Below are 16,204 nucleotides of genomic sequence, written 5' to 3' on the forward strand. Positions count from 1 at the left end.
GGGGATCATATTTAAGCATGGTGTTTTTGCAGGGGCGATATACATGAGACAGCTATAAAATAGTAGCTGTCTTGAAAACATTTAAGCTGAGTGATGAGGGGTGCTTCACGTGAGTGGAGATACGCCAAACCGAATCGATATGCCTGGCGATTTTGAGACGACTTCTAAAATAATGCCTGGATGCAAGAGCGAAATGAGGGGCTGCACAAGGAGTTTGTAGGAGCTCATGGGCTGGCATTTATCAGCTCCTCATAGCCGATATAGCTCATGAGGTCATCCTTCTTGTCGCCTATCAGCTCCCTCTCTCTGCTAAGTATATCGCGAATGAGCGGGATTACAGGCTCATCGCCGTCCCAGTTCTTAAGGAGTATCTCATCAGATCCTGTGGCCGTGCGCACCTGATCAGCGACCATGGCGCACAGGAATATGTCGTCCACATAGCCCTCTGCCCCGTGCGATTCCTCGGGGATGATATCGGATGGCAGGATGAAATATGCTATCGCAGCTATGACCAGCTTCCACATGCGTCTGGGCAGCTCCGGATCCCCGAGCATGCGGCTCATTAGCCTGTAAAATGCGGGGGCGTATCTCACGAGATCGCTGTGCTTTCCCTCATAGCCCTCTATGTCCTTCTCGAGTATCTTGTCAAATCTATCCAAGGAGTGCCCTCCCTGAAGGCCCTTGATGGGAATTATCACCGGGTGATAATTAACCTTTCCGCCATGTCTCATGCGGTTTGATAGGCGCATGCGTGCAAGCAATCACGAAAGGTTTTTAATTGAGGCCATGGCTACCTCGGTGACCATGGGAAAGACAGGAAGTGTAGTCTGGCAAAAGATAAAGGGCCGAAAGGGACAGGTCCGCATGGTACCGAGCTCAGAAGTATCCTACAAGAAGCCGGGGCCCCTTCACAAGTACACATCCAGCGGTTCCAGGCGCAGATGGATGAAGAGGTCTGAGAAGGCTGCAGCCACCAGATAAACCCCAACTTGTTCTGGTTCGGTATGGAGAGGTCGCTCTCAAGGACAGATGGACCAGGTCGAGCTGGGAGAGGCTCCTGAGAGCGAACATATCCCACGATCTTCGCGCGGCCGGTATAGATTTCAGGATGACAGGGGAGGGCGGGAGGATATACGTCCATACTTCAGATGATAGAGCGCCCTCCACGATCTCCAGAGTTTTCGGCGTTGTCTCGGTCAGTCCAGCCTACAGTGTGAGGCCAGGGATAGCTGAGATCTCGGAGCTTGCGGTGAGCATCGCCATTATGCGCTCGCCGAAGAGCTTCGCGATACGCGCGAGGCGGGCCGGAGGCGACGTATCCAGCGAGAGGATAGCGGTTGAGGTCGGAGCTGCAGTCCAGCGCGCCACTGGAGCAGATGTCGATCTTGAGAACCCCGATCTGGAGATATTCGTCGAGGCCCGCCCGGAGAGGGCGCTGGTCTTCACCGAGATCCTGCAGGGAGTTGGGGGCCTCCCTCTGGGATCGCAGTCCAGAATGCTCGCGCTGATCTCCGGCGGCATCGACTCTCCAGTGGCGGCATGGCTGATAATGCGTCGCGGATCTCCTGTATCGTTGCTCCACTTCGATGCTTCGCCATATTCTGACGCCAGGGAGCAGGTGATAAGACAGGCTGAGATACTTCAGGGCTGGATGTCCGGAAGGCGTCTCGATCTAATCATCGTGCGCAACGCACGTGCGATCGAGATGATCTCATCCAGATACCCAAGGGAGACCTGTGTTATTTGCAGAAGGTTGATGTACCACGTCTCCTCTCTCGTGATGAAACGGCTGAGAGCAAAGGGCGTCGTGACCGGATACTCCCTTGGGCAGGTGGCATCCCAGACCCCTGAGAACATCATGGCAGAGCAGGTCGGGATCGAGGCGCCGGTATATCATCCGCTGATCGCGATGGACAAGACCGAGATCGTAGATCTGGCGCGCAGGATCGGCACGTACGATGCATCCACAGGATCCAAGCAGTGCCGGGCAGCGCCGAGGCGGCCTGTGACGAAGGCAAAACTCGATGAGATCCTCGGAATCGAGAGGGAGCTGGGTCTGAAGGAGCTCGCGATGGAGCTCGCTGACGGCATGGAGATCGTGAGAATCAAGAGAGAGGAACATCCTCTGTAATCAGGCAGATCGATGACCGCCTGCGTGGACGCATGCATGTGATCTCGCAGGAGTCATTAAGTGTTACGATGGTGGGCATTGATCCCTCTGGAGATCCGAGCACCGGCTCGAGCCTGCTGCCCGATGACATCTAGATGATGTCGATGGCTTTGTCGCTCTGTCATTCCATCTGTCTCTGCCACCATGTCTATTGATTTACAGGCGTGTTTCGGGACGCTCCTCTGTACGGTAGCATTTAGATGAATCATCTATAAGTACCTGGATTCGCAACCTGGCCTGCGGCTCTCTGAATCGAAGAGCTTGAAGCACACAGGAGCCAGTGGTTGTATGGATATAAACAAAACCAGCAGCATTTACCTTGCCATGATGTATGTTTACATAAAGTCGTATGAGGAGGCCATAAACGACTTCGAAACTGCTGTCAAGGATACAGGATTTGCGGATCTTGCGATAGAGGCTGTCAGGGAGAAGTTTCGGGAGAGGATTGAGAGGGTCTCCAGAGAGCTGGATATGCTCTCCTCCAGCAGCTGATCCCTTCAATTCTATATCTTTTACGTGCATTGCTCTGAGTTGCGTTTTTACCCTCGTGTTGGTCCTGGCATGCGAAGAATCCTGCATGGCTTTAGGTTGCGATTTCAATCGTTCGAGCACACAAACCAGAAATGGAAGACAGCTGTAGAAACAGCGCTTCTAATCCTTTCCGGGGCTTACCTGAAGATATCTGTCCTGTGCAGACCTGAGAAGCAGACCCTGTCGCATCTTCCGCATCCAACGCACCCGAGCAGTCCAGTGCGCACAGGCATGTGCTCCAGCTTCTCCATGTACCATGAGGATAGCCTCTCTTCAGCTCTCGCCTTCGGGTTGGCTCCGGATGCCATTCTGTGAAATCCTGAGAGTATGCAGGAGTCCGCACACCTGATTCTCTCCCCGTCCGGCAGGCCGAGATCTGCGATTGTGAAGCAGTGGCACGTGGGGCATACGAAGCTGCATCCGCCGCAGGAGATGCATTCCTCTGAGAGTGATCTCCAGTCGATCTCTCTGAGCCTGGATCTCATGCGCTCCGGAGAGAGCCAGGGCCTGGCGCTCATGATCCTGTCGCGGCTTTCCCTCATGAGCTTCCTCTTTTCCACATCATCGCCCCTCTCAAGAAGCTCCTCTGATGCCCTCGCGAGCATGATGCCTGCAGGCGACCCTGTCTCCAGGAGATAGCGCTCTCCCAGATCTGTGAGAAGGAGATCGAAGCCCTCATGCGCCTCTGGTCCGGCCCCCATCTGGGCACAGAAACAGCTCTCATCTGGCTCTGTGCAGTTCAGAGCGATGATTGCAGTTGATCTTCTGCGTTTTGAGTACAGCTCATCGAAAGGCTCGGCGAGCATTATTCTGTCCAGGAGGGAGAGGGCACGGAGATCGCATGGCCTCAATCCAAAGATCAGTCTATTCCTGACCTCCGGGACCTCGAACGTGTAAAGGCCGCTCTCCTGGAGGTATGTGAAGAGCGTTTCACGCGGGGGGAGAAAGAGACGCGTGGGCGGAAGGAGCGGATTCGGAGCGCTGAGCGCGAGATCCTCTCCCCTCCATGAGACGAGCTGCGGCTCTCCGTTTATTAGAACAGGAGCGATGATCTCGAAGAACGCGCCCGCCCTTCTGAGCAGCTCAGGTAGATCCCTCTTTTCTAGGAAGAACATCATGCGTCTTCTCTCCTTATGCTAACCGATACCATCTTAAGAGCCGGGATCTTCGAGAATCGATCGAGCTGCCATTCTGTGAGCATATTCGCAGGCGATTCCCTGAAGTGGAATGGCATGAAGAGCATGCCCTCCCTGACGTCATCGCTCAGCCTGGCCCTCGCCCTTATGGTGCCGCTCTCAGACTCCAGGATCAGGCCGGTACCGTTTCTTATTCCAAGGGCTGCTGCATCTCTTGGATTCATATCAACAAACGCCTCAGGAACCTCGCGCTCCAGGATGCAGACCCTTCTGGTCATGCTACCTGTGTGGAAGTGGTACTGGCTCCTGCCTATGATGAGCGTGAACCTCTCGTCCTCCATACCGCGCTGATCAACATGCCTGAATACAGCACGCCCGCGCGGAAAACCGTCCCTGTAAAGCACGGGCGTTCCATGGTGCTCCTGTGTCGGGCATGGCCAGTGGATGCCGCCGCGCTCCAGCCGCTCATGTGAGATGCCGCCATAGCTCGGTGTCAGCGCCGCTATCTCCCTCATCACATCAGCAGAGGTATCGTAACCTGATGAGATGCCGAAGATCTCGAGGAGCCTAGCTGCCACAACCCACTCCGGCAGCGCATTACCTGGAGGATCGATCGCCTTTCTTATGAGCTGTACCTTTCTCTCTGTTGATGTCACGGTTCCGTACTTCTCTGCGAACGATGCGATGGGAAGAACAACATCCGCCATCCTTGTCGTCTCCGTCGGGAATATCTCTGAGACCACCAGGAGATCGAGAGACTCCAGAGACTTTCTGATCCTTGAGCTGTCGGGGTAGCTCAGGGCCGGGTTCTCTCCTGAGATGTACATCCCCCTGATCTCAGATCCCGCGGAGCTCATGATCTCGACCGCCGTCATGCCCTGAGATGCGGGAAGCTCCACATCCCACGCACCCTCGAACTTCTCTCTGAACTCAGATATCTTCTGGTATCCGGTGTAGTAATCGGGAAGCGCGCCCATATCGCACGCGCCCTGCACGTTCTGGTGGCCCCGAAGCGGATATATGCCGGAGCCGTCCCTCCCGAGATTTCCGGTTGCGAGCGCGAGATTGACGATCGCCTGAACGTTGTCCGTGCCGTGCGCATGCTGGGTTATTCCCATAGCGTACACGATCGCAGCAGCCTCTGCGCCACCATACATAACAGCAGCATCGTGTATGAGCCCTGCTGGCACACCGCATATCCGCTCCGCGACCTCAGGCGTGTATTCAGCGATATGATCGAGGATATCCACGAACCCCTCAGTCCTCGAGCGTATGAACTCCTCATCGATCATCCCCTCGCGAATCACGATGCTCAGGATCGCATTTAAAAGGGCTATATCTGTGCCAGGCCTCAGCTGGAGGTGGAGATCTGCGATCTTCGCCATCTTTGTCCTCCTCGGATCCACCGCTACGATCCTGGCACCGTTCCTCCTGGCCTCCATGATGTGAAGGGCGACCGCAGGATGCTGCTCGGTCGTGTTCGATCCGATGATCATTATCACATCAGAGTGGAGAAGGCTAGCTATCGGGTTCGTCATCGACCCGCTACCGAGAGATGAGCCGAGGGCGAAGAGCGTGGGCGCATGGCAGAGCCGCGCGACGTTGTCGATGTTGTTTGTTCCAAGTGCTGCACGGCAGAGCTTCATGAGGAGATAGTTCTCCTCGTTCGTCGCCTTCGCAGATGTGAGAACCGCGAGTGCATCAGGTCCTGAATCCCTCTTTATCTCATCAAAAGATCTCGCTATGAATGAGAGCGCCTCGCTCCAGGATGTTTGAACATGACGATCTCCCCTGCGCATCAGCGGCTCCCTGAGCCTGTCTGGATGGTTCGCGAAGCCGTGGAGGAGCCAGCCCTTTGCGCAGAGCCTTCCCCTGGCAGGTGGTTTCAGGGATGGGGTGACAGCGATTATCTTGTTGTTCTCCACATGCAGATAAAGACCACAGCCGCAGCCGCAGTAGACGCAGGTCGTCTCAATCGCATCCAACGCCATCACCTGCATGCACAGCCATCTCGATTGCCCTCCGAGAGTTGAAGCCAATCACCTGTAACACCGACCGTTCGTATTGCAGTTTGTCTGAATATGCACAAGCCTGTGCCAGTTCCGCCTCTCCCACAGCCGCTGGGAGAGATCCTCCTCATCAACAAGCTGACGCATCCTGTTTGTGAGCGTCCTCCAGTTCACCAGATGGCCATCGAAGTCCGGCCCATCCACGCATGCGAACCTGGTCTCTCCACCCACCTCAACCCTGCATGCCCCGCACATACCAGTTCCATCGACCATGAGGGGCGTGAGGCTGACCACGGTCTTGACGCCGAACGGCCTCGACGCCTCTGAGACGACCATCATCATGAAGGGGCAGCCGTGAACGAAGATCCTGTCAGCCCTGTTGCCCTCCTCCAAATATCTGGAGATGAACTTGTTCGCCCAGCCAGGCTCGCTGCAGCTCCCATCTCCAAAGACGACATGCAGCTCGTCGCTGAGATCCCTCAGCCTCTCCTCCCAGAATATGAAGCTCCTGCCGCGCCCCTCCACCACGGTCACAACACGGTTCCCCGCATCCTTCAGGGCTTTTATGAGAGGAATTGTAGGCCCGATCCCGAAGCATCCACAGGCGCATATCACCTCACCAAAACGAGATACCTCCGTCGGCTCGCCCAGCGGTCCTGCCAGATTGAGCACGTTGTCCCCCACCTTCAGTGATGCTAGCTTCATCGTGCTCGTTCCGAGAACGTAAAATACGACGTCAACGGTGCCCAGTTCTGGATCCCATCCAGCCAGGCTCAGGGGCAGCCTCTCCCCCCGATCATCCACTCTGAGTATGAGGAACTGCCCCGGACGGGCAGCCTCGGCGATCCGCGGCGCCTCGAAGCGCATGTGTATTATGTTGGGCGCAAGAACCTCTTTCTCACAAATTCTGTACATGCTGCGACCCCTGGATCTTTTTTATGCGAACCGCGCAGAACTTGAGCTCCGGTATCTTTGCCACAGGATCTAGGGACCTGGATGTTAATACATTTGTTGGGGTCTCGGAGAAGTGGAATGTCATGAACACAGTTCCTCTCGGGGATCTCTCTGTGAGCCTGGCCCTCGCCCGAACAGATCCACGCCTGGATGAGACCTCCACAAGATCGCTGTCATTTATTCCCAGGGCCATTCCGTCCTCCGGGTTTATCTCAACCACCTCCTCTCCTCGCAGGTACTCCAGATCGTGAACCCTTCTGGTCATTGTACCAGTGTGGTAGTGATAGAGAATCCTCCCTGTGAGAAGCACCATCGGATACTCGCTGTCAGGAAGCTCCTCAGGTGGCCTGTATCTCAGGACCCTGAATCTGCCTCTTCCATTTGCAAAGCCATCCCTGTGCAGATACGGTGTCCCGGGGTGGCTTGAGTCAGGACACGGCCACTGTATTCCTCTTCCCTCGAGCCTCTCGTGGGATATTCCGCCGTAGATCCCTGCGACCCTGGAGATCTCGCGCATTATCTCCGCGGTGGAGCTGAACGAGAATCCCTTTCTGTAGCCCATTCTGAGCGCCAGCTCCTGGAGAATCCACCAGTCCGGCCTTGCATCCCCCGGCGGATCCAGGATCCTGCGAACCATCTGGACCCTTCGCTCTGTGGATGTGAAGGTCCCGTCCTTCTCCAGGGAGCATGCAGCTGGGAGCACGACATCGGCGAGCTGCGCTGTCTCTGTGAGGAATATGTCCTGCACGACGAGAAAATCCAGGCTCCTCAGAGCCTCGATGACATGCCCTCCATCAGGCTCGCTGAGCACAGGGTTCTCTCCTATGATGTACATCGCCTTTATTCTGCCGCTTCTCGCAGCATCGAACATCTCCACGAGCGTAAGACCGGGGCGCTCAGGTATACTCATCCCCCAGATTCCCTCGATCATGGCCCTGGCCTCGGCGCTCAGAATGCTCCGGTATCCCGGTAGCATATTAGGGAGAGCTCCCATATCACATGCCCCCTGGACATTGTTCTGCCCGCGTAGCGGGTTTATCCCACCACCGGGCAAGCCTATGTTTCCTGTCATCATCGCCAGATTCGCGAGTGCGAGCACGTTATCGGTTCCAGAGGCGTGCTGTGTAATGCCCATCGAGTATATTATTGAGGATGGTTTGCCGTTCGCGTAGAAGAGCGCAGCCTCTTTGATGAGCGATTCCTCAACGCCAGTGATTTTGGAGATGACATCCATCTGAAGATCATCGAGAGATCTCGCAAAATCCTCGAAGCCCTCGGTGCGATCCCTGATGAATCCCATGTCTGCGAGCCCATCATCATTTATCGATTTGCACATACCCAGGATGAGAGGGAGATCCGTCCCCGGACGGTTCCTGAGCCAGATGTCTGCGATATCGCACAGCTCGATCCAGCGCGGGTTTGCCACGATGATCCTGGCGCCCCTCCGCTTCGCCTCCTTTATGCGAAGGCCTATCACTGGGTGCTGCTCTGTGGTGTTCGATCCTATGACCAGTATGCATCCAGCGCTCCTGATATCATCTATGGAGTTGGTCATCGCGCCGCTTCCTATCGCAATTGATAGACCCGATATCGTTGATGCGTGGCAGAGCCTTGCGCAGTTGTCTATGTTGTTCGTGCCCATGACGACCCTGGCGAATTTCTGAGCCAGATATGCCTCCTCGTTGGTGCACTTCGCAGATGCCACCATGCCGAACCCATCGCCTCTGCATGAGCTGAGACGCTCTGCGATCAGATCCAGCGCCTCGTCCCAGGTGGCGCTAACGAGCACGCCGTCTCTTCTTATCATAGGGTTTCTGAGACGATCCGGGCTCTCTGCGAACTCCAGCCCGAACCTGCCCTTCACGCAGAGCTGTCCTTCATTAGCACCATCCCTGTGACCTCTGACCCTGACGATGTGGTTGTTTCTTGCACCGACTTCCATCTGGCAGCCGACCCCGCAGAAGGGGCATGTTGTCACCGCGCTCCTTTCAGCTCTCTCCCACTTCTCGATCCGCGCGTAAAGAGCGCCGGTCGGGCAGGCATCGACGCATGCCCCGCAGAACTTGCAGTTGCTCTCGATGAGCGACGCTGGTCCAATCCGGCTGCCTCTGTGGTAGTCCGCGATCATGTGCAGAACTCCCTCGCCCCTGAGCTCAGAGCATATCCTGGCGCATCTTCCGCACATTATGCAGAGATTGTAATCCCGATCGAAGAATGGCTCCCTGAGGACCGGCAATCCCTTGTATGAGACAGGGTACCTGATCCGCTCGAGACCGAGATACTCTGCGGCCCTTTGAATCTCGCACTCCCCGTCCTTCGGGCAGTACTTGCATCCCACAGTGGCGGGAAACTTGCGCATGCACTCCTTGAGCTCGGAGCAGTCGCGTTTGCGCTCGCAGATCAGGCAGCTCACGGGGTGGCTGGTGATCGCAAGCAGGAGCTCCAGCGTGTTCCTCCTGATCTCCTGTATCTCCGGGGTTACGGTGCGGACGACCATACCTCTCTCCGCATACGTGGTGCAGGATGTAGGATACGTCTCCCAGCCTGCGATCTCGACTATGCAGAGCTTGCACATGCCTATGGGCTTCAGATCCGGGTGATCGCAGAGCGCGGGGATGTAGATCCCGGCCTTCCGCGCTGCATTCAGGATCGTTGTCCCTCTCGGGACCATCACCTCAACACCGTCGATCGTAAGGCATATCTCGTCCATGTCAATACCGCTCGCGAGATCACTCGCCGCGGGTTTGGGCTGATTGTATTAGAAGATTGCCGGTGAGCTGCTGTGTTGAATAATTAAGAGTTCTAAGGTCGAGAGCTATCGATTTTTACTAGAATTGCAATTCGTATGAATCCAGCCTCTACTATCGGATTCTCAAACATTATTCAACACAGCACGGTGAGCTGCTGTGGAGGCACAGACTCAAGTTCACCGGATGGCCCACGGATATTTGGGACGCATCATCCATCGTACTCTCGAACAAATACGGTGCGTCAGAGATCGCTCCCCGGATTGATTTAGCTGAACCACAGGCCGTGAATCGACCGTCTATGATGGGAGCACGGCTTCAGCATGGAATTCGCTGTGCATCTCAATGGTTCGAGCACACGACACAAAATTGCCACTATTGGAAATTCATGCAGCGTGCAGGGATTGGCATATCGAAGATCACAGGATAAAAATTGGTGTGATGTGAAACCACAAGGCTCACATCATCCCTGGTGGAAATCCTCCCATTCCGCCCATTCCACCCATTCCACCCATTTCGCCCATTCCGGGCATTCCGCCCTGCATCTGGCCCTCCTTCTCCTCGCCCTCCTTCTTCTTGGCGGCGATCACATCGTCTATTCTGAGTATGAGGTTGGCTGCATCCGTTGCAGAGTAGATCGCCTGGATCTTGACCCTGAGAGGCTCGACGACCCCGATATCCCACATGTCCACGATCTCTCCTGTGTATGCGTTAAGTCCGTAAGTGCTGCCAAACTTTTCGTGTTTGCTTCTCAGAGCGACCATCTTGTCTATCGGATTGAAGCCGGCGTTCTCTGCGAGCGTCTTCGGCACCACCTCGATCGCCTCGGCGAACTTCTCGACCGCGAGCTGCTCTCGCCCCTTCAGAGATGCTGCGTACTGCCTCAGCCTTATGCTCACAGCGGTCTCAGGTGCGCCGCCTCCGGCCAGCAGTTTGCCGCTCTCAATCGCTGTGGCAACAGCGTGTAGAGCATCATCCAGCGCCCTCTCCAGGCTGTCTACGACCTGCTGTGTGCCACCGCGGAGTATCAGCGATAGGTATCCAGGATTCTTGCATCCTGTGACGAAGGTCATCGGCCCTGCGCCCACGATCCTCTCCTCGACGAGAGCCGCCTCGCCGAGATCCTCCGGCTTCAGCTCATCCAGGTTTGTTATGAGCCTGCCACCTGTGGCGCGGGAGAGCTTCTCAAGATCGCTCTTTCTCATCCTGCGGTACGCCATGATCCCCGCCTTGGCCAGGAAGTGCTGTGCGAGATCATCGATGCCCTTCTGGCAGAAGACCACATTTGCGCCGCTTCTGATCACCTTATCCACGACCTTCCTGATCTCCTCCTTCTCATGGTCCATGAAGAGCTGGAACTGGTCGCCGGATGTGATCGATATCTCCGCCTTCGTCTCTGTGTCCCTCCTCTCGATCGGGACGTTCAGCAGCGCTATCCTCGCGTTCTCCACCCTCTTCGGCATGTTCTGGTGGACCCTCTCCTTGTCTATGATCACTCCCCTGACAAGCTCCGAGTCCTCGATCCCGCCGCCGACCCTCTTCTCAACCATCACGTTGTCAAGATCGACGACAGTCTTCCCATTGAACTTGTCAATTGTGGAGAGCACGAGATCGACAGCGTATCTGGCGACCTTGTGGCTTGGGGTCTCAGCGAGCTTTCCGGTCATCGCGGTTATGGCGACCTTCTCCAGAAGCTCCCTGTCCTTCTCCGAGACATCTCTCGCTATGCTGTTCAGGAACTCCACAGCCTTTCCTGCTGCCATTGCGTAGCCTCGCGCGATCACCGTCGGATGCAGACCCTTCTCCATGAGCTCTCTCGCATGTTTCAGCAGCTCGCCTATCAGTATGGCCACTGTTGTGGTGCCATCTCCGACCTCCTTGTCCTGGGTCTTCGATGCCTCAACCACCATCTTTGCAGCTGGATGCTGCACCTCCATCTCTTTGAGTATTGTGACTCCATCATTGGTTATCGTGACATCCCCAAGCGCATCAACAAGAAGCTTGTCCATCCCCTTCGGCCCCAGGGTTGTCTTCACGGCGTTTGCGACCGCACGTGCTGCCATTATGTTGTTCTCGATGGCCTCTCTGCCAGACTCCCTCTGGGTGCCCTCCTTGAGTATGATTACCGGTACTCCTCCTAATGCAGCCATAAGCTCGCCTCCACTATCGCAGGATCACAGTATTTGATCTTCTATAAAAGAATTTCCAAGACCGCCTGCGTCGGGCGATTACAGAAGCGGGTTCGAGGAGATCGTTTGGTTGGTCTGTGTATTCAGTTGGGTACATGTTCGACTGCTTTTGGTTGTGGGCTAGATTAACCGGATGAGCTTCAGGAATCAGCGTGCAATGACACAATAACACGCGCTCTTATGACAGCTCGAATCAGAGGTAACCATCATTCGTGGCGAACATGTTTGATTCCAGCAGCCATAATAGCGTTTGTGGGCTCAAATCGATGAATGACTGCGCTCAATGACATGAAAGATAACGAATCCTGCGAGATCGCTTGCTGCAGATCTCAAGGATAAGAGTGCCTGACCAGATTGCCAACATCCAAGTTGGTAAACGCAAGCGATGCCGCCCATGAGGTCACGCGCGTCTGAGCTAAGGAGATATGACCAACAACTGGAAGCCATGTCAGGAAAACGGACTCGCTGGGAATCGAACCCAGGTCAGCGGGTCTCCTCGATGAGATCTCCGAAGCCCGCTAGGATGTCCTCTACCCCACGAGCCCGCGTGGATCACCTCGTGCTCCCCCTGTTATTAACCTTTCCAGGCGTTACAAGATCTTCCAATATGTATAGGGCATTCAGACGATAATGCAGGATACGCATATTAACGATGGCGTGGCAGAATTGATCTGCAATGAGTTTGAGAGGAAGGGATGCGATACCTGAGCTTCTGGCACCTGCTGGCTCATGGGATGCGCTGGTCGCGGCCGTTTCAGCTGGAGCGGATGCCGTCTACCTTGGAGGAAGGCGCTTCAGCGCGCGCATGTTCGCTGAGAACTTTCCCAGCCTGGAGAATGCAGTGGATTACGCTCATGCGAGAGGCGTGAGGGTCTACGTGACCGTGAACACGCTCGTTCATGATGGAGAGATCGACGAGCTGGAGGATCACCTCACAGAGCTCTGCGAGATCGGCGCAGATGCTGTACTCGTGCAGGACCCCGGGGTCGTCCGCCTCGCCAGGGATATCGTCCCTGAGCTGGAGCTCCATGCCTCAACCCAGATGACGATCCACAGCACAGATGGGGTCGTCTGGGCTGCAAGGAATGGGCTGAAGCGGGTGGTGCTCGCCAGGGAGCTATCTCTTGATGAAATAAAAGATATAAAAAGAGCCTCCGATGATCGGGGCATCGGGCTTGAGGTCTTCGTGCACGGCGCTCTCTGCTACTCTTACTCAGGCCAGTGTCTCCTCTCCTCATCTATGGGCGGGAGGAGCGGAAACCGCGGGATGTGCGCCCAGCCGTGCAGGAAGCCCTACACGCTGCTCAGAGGCTCTGCAGACGGATATGGAAGACTGAGAGACCTGAGAAGGGCGGGATCTGAGTGCTATCTGCTCTCCACCCGCGATCTCTGCACGTATTCATCTCTTGATAAGATCGTCGCAGCTGGCGTCGATGCGGTCAAGATCGAGGGGAGGATGAAGTCACCAGAATATGTCGCGGTTGTGACTAGGGTATACAGAGATGCGCTTGATGGCATAGCGCGAGGCGATTGGGCACCTGATGAGATGGAGATCCAGAGGCTCGCGCTCGCGTTCAACAGGGGCTTTACAGAGGGATACATCCTGGGCGCAGCTGATATCATGGGAAGGGAGATGCCGGACAACAGGGGCGTCATGGTGGGCAGGATCCTTAGCTGCTCAGGCAGTGTTGCGGTTGTATCTACAACCGGCGGGATCCTTCCCGAGCCCGGAGACGGGGTTGTGCTCCGCTCCGGATCAGAGGAGATTGGATTCGTGGTCAGAGAGAAGGTCCATCCAAGGGACGGTGTGTTCAGGCTGAGGGTGCCTGAGGGGGCCAGCTCTGGGATGGATGTTTACATAACACGATCAGCCCGCCTGAAGGAGGATGCGGAGAGGATCATCAGAAAAGGGAGAGGGCCGATCCCACTCGATCTGCGGATATCCTTTGATGATGGGATGCCGGTTGCGGTTGTGTATCTTGACGGGCCGTCAGGGAGGTTGGAGGCCTCTGTGAGGGGGGGCTTTGTCATGGAGGCTGCAAGAACGCTGCCCCTGAGCGCCTCACAGATAGAGTCCCACCTCCGGAGGACCGGCGGTACCCAGTTTGCCTTCAGGGATATAGTCATCGATTATCCAGGGGGTCTTTACACCACGCCGGCGAACCTAAACCAGCTCAGAAGGGATATTCTCAGAGCTGCAGAGACCGCTCTTTTGCGTGCGCACAGAAGGGTTTGCACCGGAAGAAGAACGCCAGCCTTTGATAGGAGTGATAGGAAAGCTGAACGGCTGGGGATATCAGTTTATGCCGACACCCTGGAGGTGGTCGAGGGCGCGCTGGCAGGCGGCGCGGAGAGGGTGTACTTCGAGCCGCTGATCTCAGATGGACATGATCTGGCCTCTGCACTGGAGCGGGCCCGCGATCTCTGTGAGGGGCGCGCAGAGCTGGTCTGGAAGTGGCCCAGGATCAACAGGGATCGTTTTCTGCGCACTGCAGGAGATGTTTTGCGCGATGTTCCGGTCGACAAGATCATGGTAGAGAACCTGGGCGCTCTCGAGGCCGCAGAGAGATATGGAGGGGAGATCTTCGGAGGACAGGGGCTGAACATCTGGAACTCACTGAGCGTGTGCATGCTCTCCGGAGTGAGATCCCTGACGCTCTCACCTGAGCTCTCCGCGCGCCAGATCTCCTCCATCGCAGCTCTCCGCGAGAGACCTGATCTCGAGCTGATCGCCCAGGGAAACATCGTGATCGCTGTTACAGAGGACCGTCTCATCTCAGGAAGAAGCGATATATGCGCAATCCGAGATCGCAGGCGCATCTTTCCTGTGCGGATGGATTCTACAGGCGTTACGAACATACTGAACAGCGTGGAGACCTGCCTCCTGGATCACATCCCGCGGATCGCGTCGCTCGGCGTGGATTCGGTGGCGATAGACGCCAGATGGAGGACTGGGAGGTACTCCAGGGAGATGGCTGAGATATACTCGAGGGCTGTGAGGGAGCCTTCAGCGATCCCTGAGCTCAAGAGAAGGGTGAGGCAGATTGCCATGGGCGGGATAACCACGGCCCACTTCCTCAAGGGTGTTGCAGACGCGGACGAATGTCTGGGCAGCTCCGCGTCCACAGCTCCAACGTGACCTCCTCCCTTCCACTGAGGGGCTTTTGTCGAAGTCGAAGCGGGTCGAAGGTTTCACAGATCCCTTGGTCTCAGAACAGGCTCTGCCCCATGAATATCCGTCGGTTTGATGGCCTGTCAGCGCTTTCAGCCAGACAAGCCACGTTTTCTCGATCTCAAGACGTTGCTTTTGGCAATCATTTCTGTCAGCGCAGGGCATTCGTCCCCTTTCAGGGGGTCTTCTGCCTTATCACTGCTGTGTCGGATAACTTTTTCAGAATTCCATCTCTAGGCATCGATTCTTGGCTAATCTCCATCTTTACCCCTAATGGCATTCGGTTAAGAATTTTAGGACTTATCCAACACAGCACTTATCACTAATAAGTGCCTGACCGTTATCGTCCAGAATGCGAAAATTACTGCGGAATGGGGTGATAATGCGGAATGTGGAATAAATCATATAACGGCTTACTCCAAAGATTGGAGCTTGCGCCCTGAAGATCTCTCACTCGAATGCAGCATGTGGCGATTTTAACCACGGTTTTCAGAGTCCTCTCTGTATCGACATGCGTTATACACCTCTGAGATGATCTCGTGGCTCAGCCAGTATCCGCCCTGGATTCTGGGGATCTCCGGATAGCTCTCGACCGTCTCGATGCCCAGGCACGACATGCCTGAATCGCGGATATCCTTCACGACAGACCATGGTATCAGATGAGCGATTTTCGATCTGCCTCTACCTCCACGGAACTCAACTGCCAGCACCCCTGTGCGACCCGAGAGCTCTATGAACCTGCTCTCCCTCTCGATCTGATCGCAGGAGAAGTGCTGCTTGAAATAAAGAGGCCCCTCTGCGGCAAGGCTCTTGCACTCAATAGCGAGGTAGTACTCAGGGTACCTTGAGTCGACAAGCACATCCATGTGCTGTGCGGAGAACCTGGCCTGCCTGAGCCTGTATGCGATCGCCTCGATCTTCTCTCTCTCGAAGAATCTATTGAATGCCCTAACAAGCTCCCATTCGAACTCCGCCAAGCAAACCCCTGTGAGATGAGAATATATATGTTTATGATTCTTGTGATCTCAGAGAGGTGGTTGTATTGGATCCTGAGGAGATCGCGGCAAAGTACACCATGAAGGATCTTAGGCCGATAGCCAAGAAGTACGGGATCCCTACCCGGTGCGTGAAGAAGATAGATATCGTCAGGCAGCTCCCTCCCGAGGCGCTGGAGGAGCTGGAGAAGAAGGTCTGAGAGATCCATAGCGAATCGCTGCCGTATCATTGAACCCCTGCTCCATCCGGTGGGCGATCTGACATGTGGGATGCATTGATATCTGCAATTATCGTTGAACC

At 55.6% G+C, this 16,204-nt stretch carries 12 protein-coding genes and 1 tRNA gene; 5 read left to right on the forward strand and 8 right to left on the reverse strand.

The window, feature by feature from the left end; genetic code table 11:
• Nucleotides 1–224: 224 nt before the first annotated feature.
• Nucleotides 225–659 (reverse strand): DUF1232 domain-containing protein, encoded by a 435-nt coding sequence (locus NQU42_RS04300; RefSeq protein ID WP_296609343.1) that lies wholly within the window; start codon nt 657–659, stop codon nt 225–227.
• 145 nt (nt 660–804) lie between these two features.
• Here NQU42_RS04300 and NQU42_RS04305 point away from each other — a divergent pair, with 145 nt between their 5' ends.
• The 3 genes from NQU42_RS04305 to NQU42_RS04315 all read left to right on the forward strand — a co-directional run bounded on the left by NQU42_RS04305 (nt 805) and on the right by NQU42_RS04315 (nt 2,662).
• The gene (locus NQU42_RS04305) at nt 805–981 is read left to right on the forward strand and encodes a DUF5350 domain-containing protein (RefSeq protein WP_296609345.1); all 177 of its coding nucleotides are present in this window, start codon (nt 805–807) and stop codon (nt 979–981) included.
• A 13-nt stretch (nt 982–994) separates the two neighbouring features.
• Nucleotides 995–2,131 (forward strand): tRNA uracil 4-sulfurtransferase ThiI, encoded by a 1,137-nt coding sequence (thiI, locus tag NQU42_RS04310; protein WP_296609364.1) that lies wholly within the window; start codon nt 995–997, stop codon nt 2,129–2,131.
• A gap of 327 nt (nt 2,132–2,458) precedes the next feature.
• Nucleotides 2,459–2,662 carry a hypothetical protein gene (locus tag NQU42_RS04315; RefSeq protein WP_296609347.1) on the forward strand — a complete coding sequence of 68 codons (204 nt, stop codon included), beginning with the start codon at nt 2,459–2,461 and terminating at the stop codon, nt 2,660–2,662.
• A gap of 176 nt (nt 2,663–2,838) precedes the next feature.
• Here NQU42_RS04315 and NQU42_RS04320 read toward each other — a convergent pair whose 3' ends face one another.
• From NQU42_RS04320 to NQU42_RS04345, 6 genes are all read right to left on the reverse strand, one after another.
• Nucleotides 2,839–3,819 (reverse strand): 4Fe-4S dicluster domain-containing protein, encoded by a 981-nt coding sequence (locus tag NQU42_RS04320; RefSeq protein WP_296609349.1) that lies wholly within the window; start codon nt 3,817–3,819, stop codon nt 2,839–2,841.
• Complete coding sequence (fdhF, locus tag NQU42_RS04325; RefSeq protein ID WP_296609351.1) at nt 3,816–5,822, reverse strand: formate dehydrogenase subunit alpha; 2,007 nt, start codon at nt 5,820–5,822, stop codon at nt 3,816–3,818. Before fdhF (NQU42_RS04325) ends, NQU42_RS04320 begins: the two co-directional genes overlap by 4 nt.
• A 54-nt stretch (nt 5,823–5,876) precedes the next feature.
• The gene (locus tag NQU42_RS04330; protein ID WP_296609352.1) at nt 5,877–6,761 is read right to left on the reverse strand and encodes a sulfide/dihydroorotate dehydrogenase-like FAD/NAD-binding protein; all 885 of its coding nucleotides are present in this window, start codon (nt 6,759–6,761) and stop codon (nt 5,877–5,879) included.
• Nucleotides 6,745–9,510 carry a formate dehydrogenase subunit alpha gene (gene fdhF, locus NQU42_RS04335; RefSeq protein WP_296609354.1) on the reverse strand — a complete coding sequence of 922 codons (2,766 nt, stop codon included), beginning with the start codon at nt 9,508–9,510 and terminating at the stop codon, nt 6,745–6,747. The genes NQU42_RS04330 and fdhF (NQU42_RS04335) overlap by 17 nt, the downstream gene beginning before the upstream one ends.
• A 495-nt stretch (nt 9,511–10,005) precedes the next feature.
• Entirely contained in the window at nt 10,006–11,697 is a 1,692-nt protein-coding gene (gene thsB / locus NQU42_RS04340) for a thermosome subunit beta (protein WP_296609356.1), read from the reverse strand.
• A 496-nt stretch (nt 11,698–12,193) separates the two neighbouring features.
• Nucleotides 12,194–12,281: transfer RNA gene (locus NQU42_RS04345), tRNA-Arg, on the reverse strand.
• 131 nt (nt 12,282–12,412) lie between these two features.
• Here NQU42_RS04345 and NQU42_RS04350 point away from each other — a divergent pair.
• Complete coding sequence (locus NQU42_RS04350) at nt 12,413–14,875, forward strand: U32 family peptidase (RefSeq protein ID WP_296609357.1); 2,463 nt, start codon at nt 12,413–12,415, stop codon at nt 14,873–14,875.
• 509 nt (nt 14,876–15,384) lie between these two features.
• Here NQU42_RS04350 and NQU42_RS04355 read toward each other — a convergent pair.
• Nucleotides 15,385–15,885 carry a hypothetical protein gene (locus NQU42_RS04355; RefSeq protein ID WP_296609359.1) on the reverse strand — a complete coding sequence of 167 codons (501 nt, stop codon included), beginning with the start codon at nt 15,883–15,885 and terminating at the stop codon, nt 15,385–15,387.
• 56 nt (nt 15,886–15,941) lie between these two features.
• On the opposite strand from NQU42_RS04355, the gene NQU42_RS04360 reads away from it, so the two are divergent.
• Nucleotides 15,942–16,103 carry a hypothetical protein gene (locus tag NQU42_RS04360; protein ID WP_296609361.1) on the forward strand — a complete coding sequence of 54 codons (162 nt, stop codon included), beginning with the start codon at nt 15,942–15,944 and terminating at the stop codon, nt 16,101–16,103.
• Nucleotides 16,104–16,204 lie beyond the last annotated feature (101 nt).

This window comes from Methanothrix sp. (assembly GCF_024518575.1).
Classification (GTDB): Archaea; Halobacteriota; Methanosarcinia; order Methanotrichales; family Methanotrichaceae; genus Methanothrix_B.

Excerpts from the sequence above, each read along its gene's own strand:
- NQU42_RS04315 (WP_296609347.1), top strand. The coding sequence starts at position 2,459 with ATGGATATAAACAAAACCAGCAGCATTTACCTTGCCATGATGTATGTT.
- NQU42_RS04320 (WP_296609349.1), bottom strand. The coding sequence starts at position 3,819 with ATGATGTTCTTCCTAGAAAAGAGGGATCTACCTGAGCTGCTCAGAAGG.
- NQU42_RS04330 (WP_296609352.1), bottom strand. The coding sequence starts at position 6,761 with ATGTACAGAATTTGTGAGAAAGAGGTTCTTGCGCCCAACATAATACAC.
- fdhF (WP_296609354.1), bottom strand. The coding sequence starts at position 9,510 with ATGGACGAGATATGCCTTACGATCGACGGTGTTGAGGTGATGGTCCCG.
- NQU42_RS04305 (WP_296609345.1), top strand. The coding sequence starts at position 805 with ATGGGAAAGACAGGAAGTGTAGTCTGGCAAAAGATAAAGGGCCGAAAG.
- NQU42_RS04350 (WP_296609357.1), top strand. The coding sequence starts at position 12,413 with ATGAGTTTGAGAGGAAGGGATGCGATACCTGAGCTTCTGGCACCTGCT.
- thsB (WP_296609356.1), bottom strand. The coding sequence starts at position 11,697 with ATGGCTGCATTAGGAGGAGTACCGGTAATCATACTCAAGGAGGGCACC.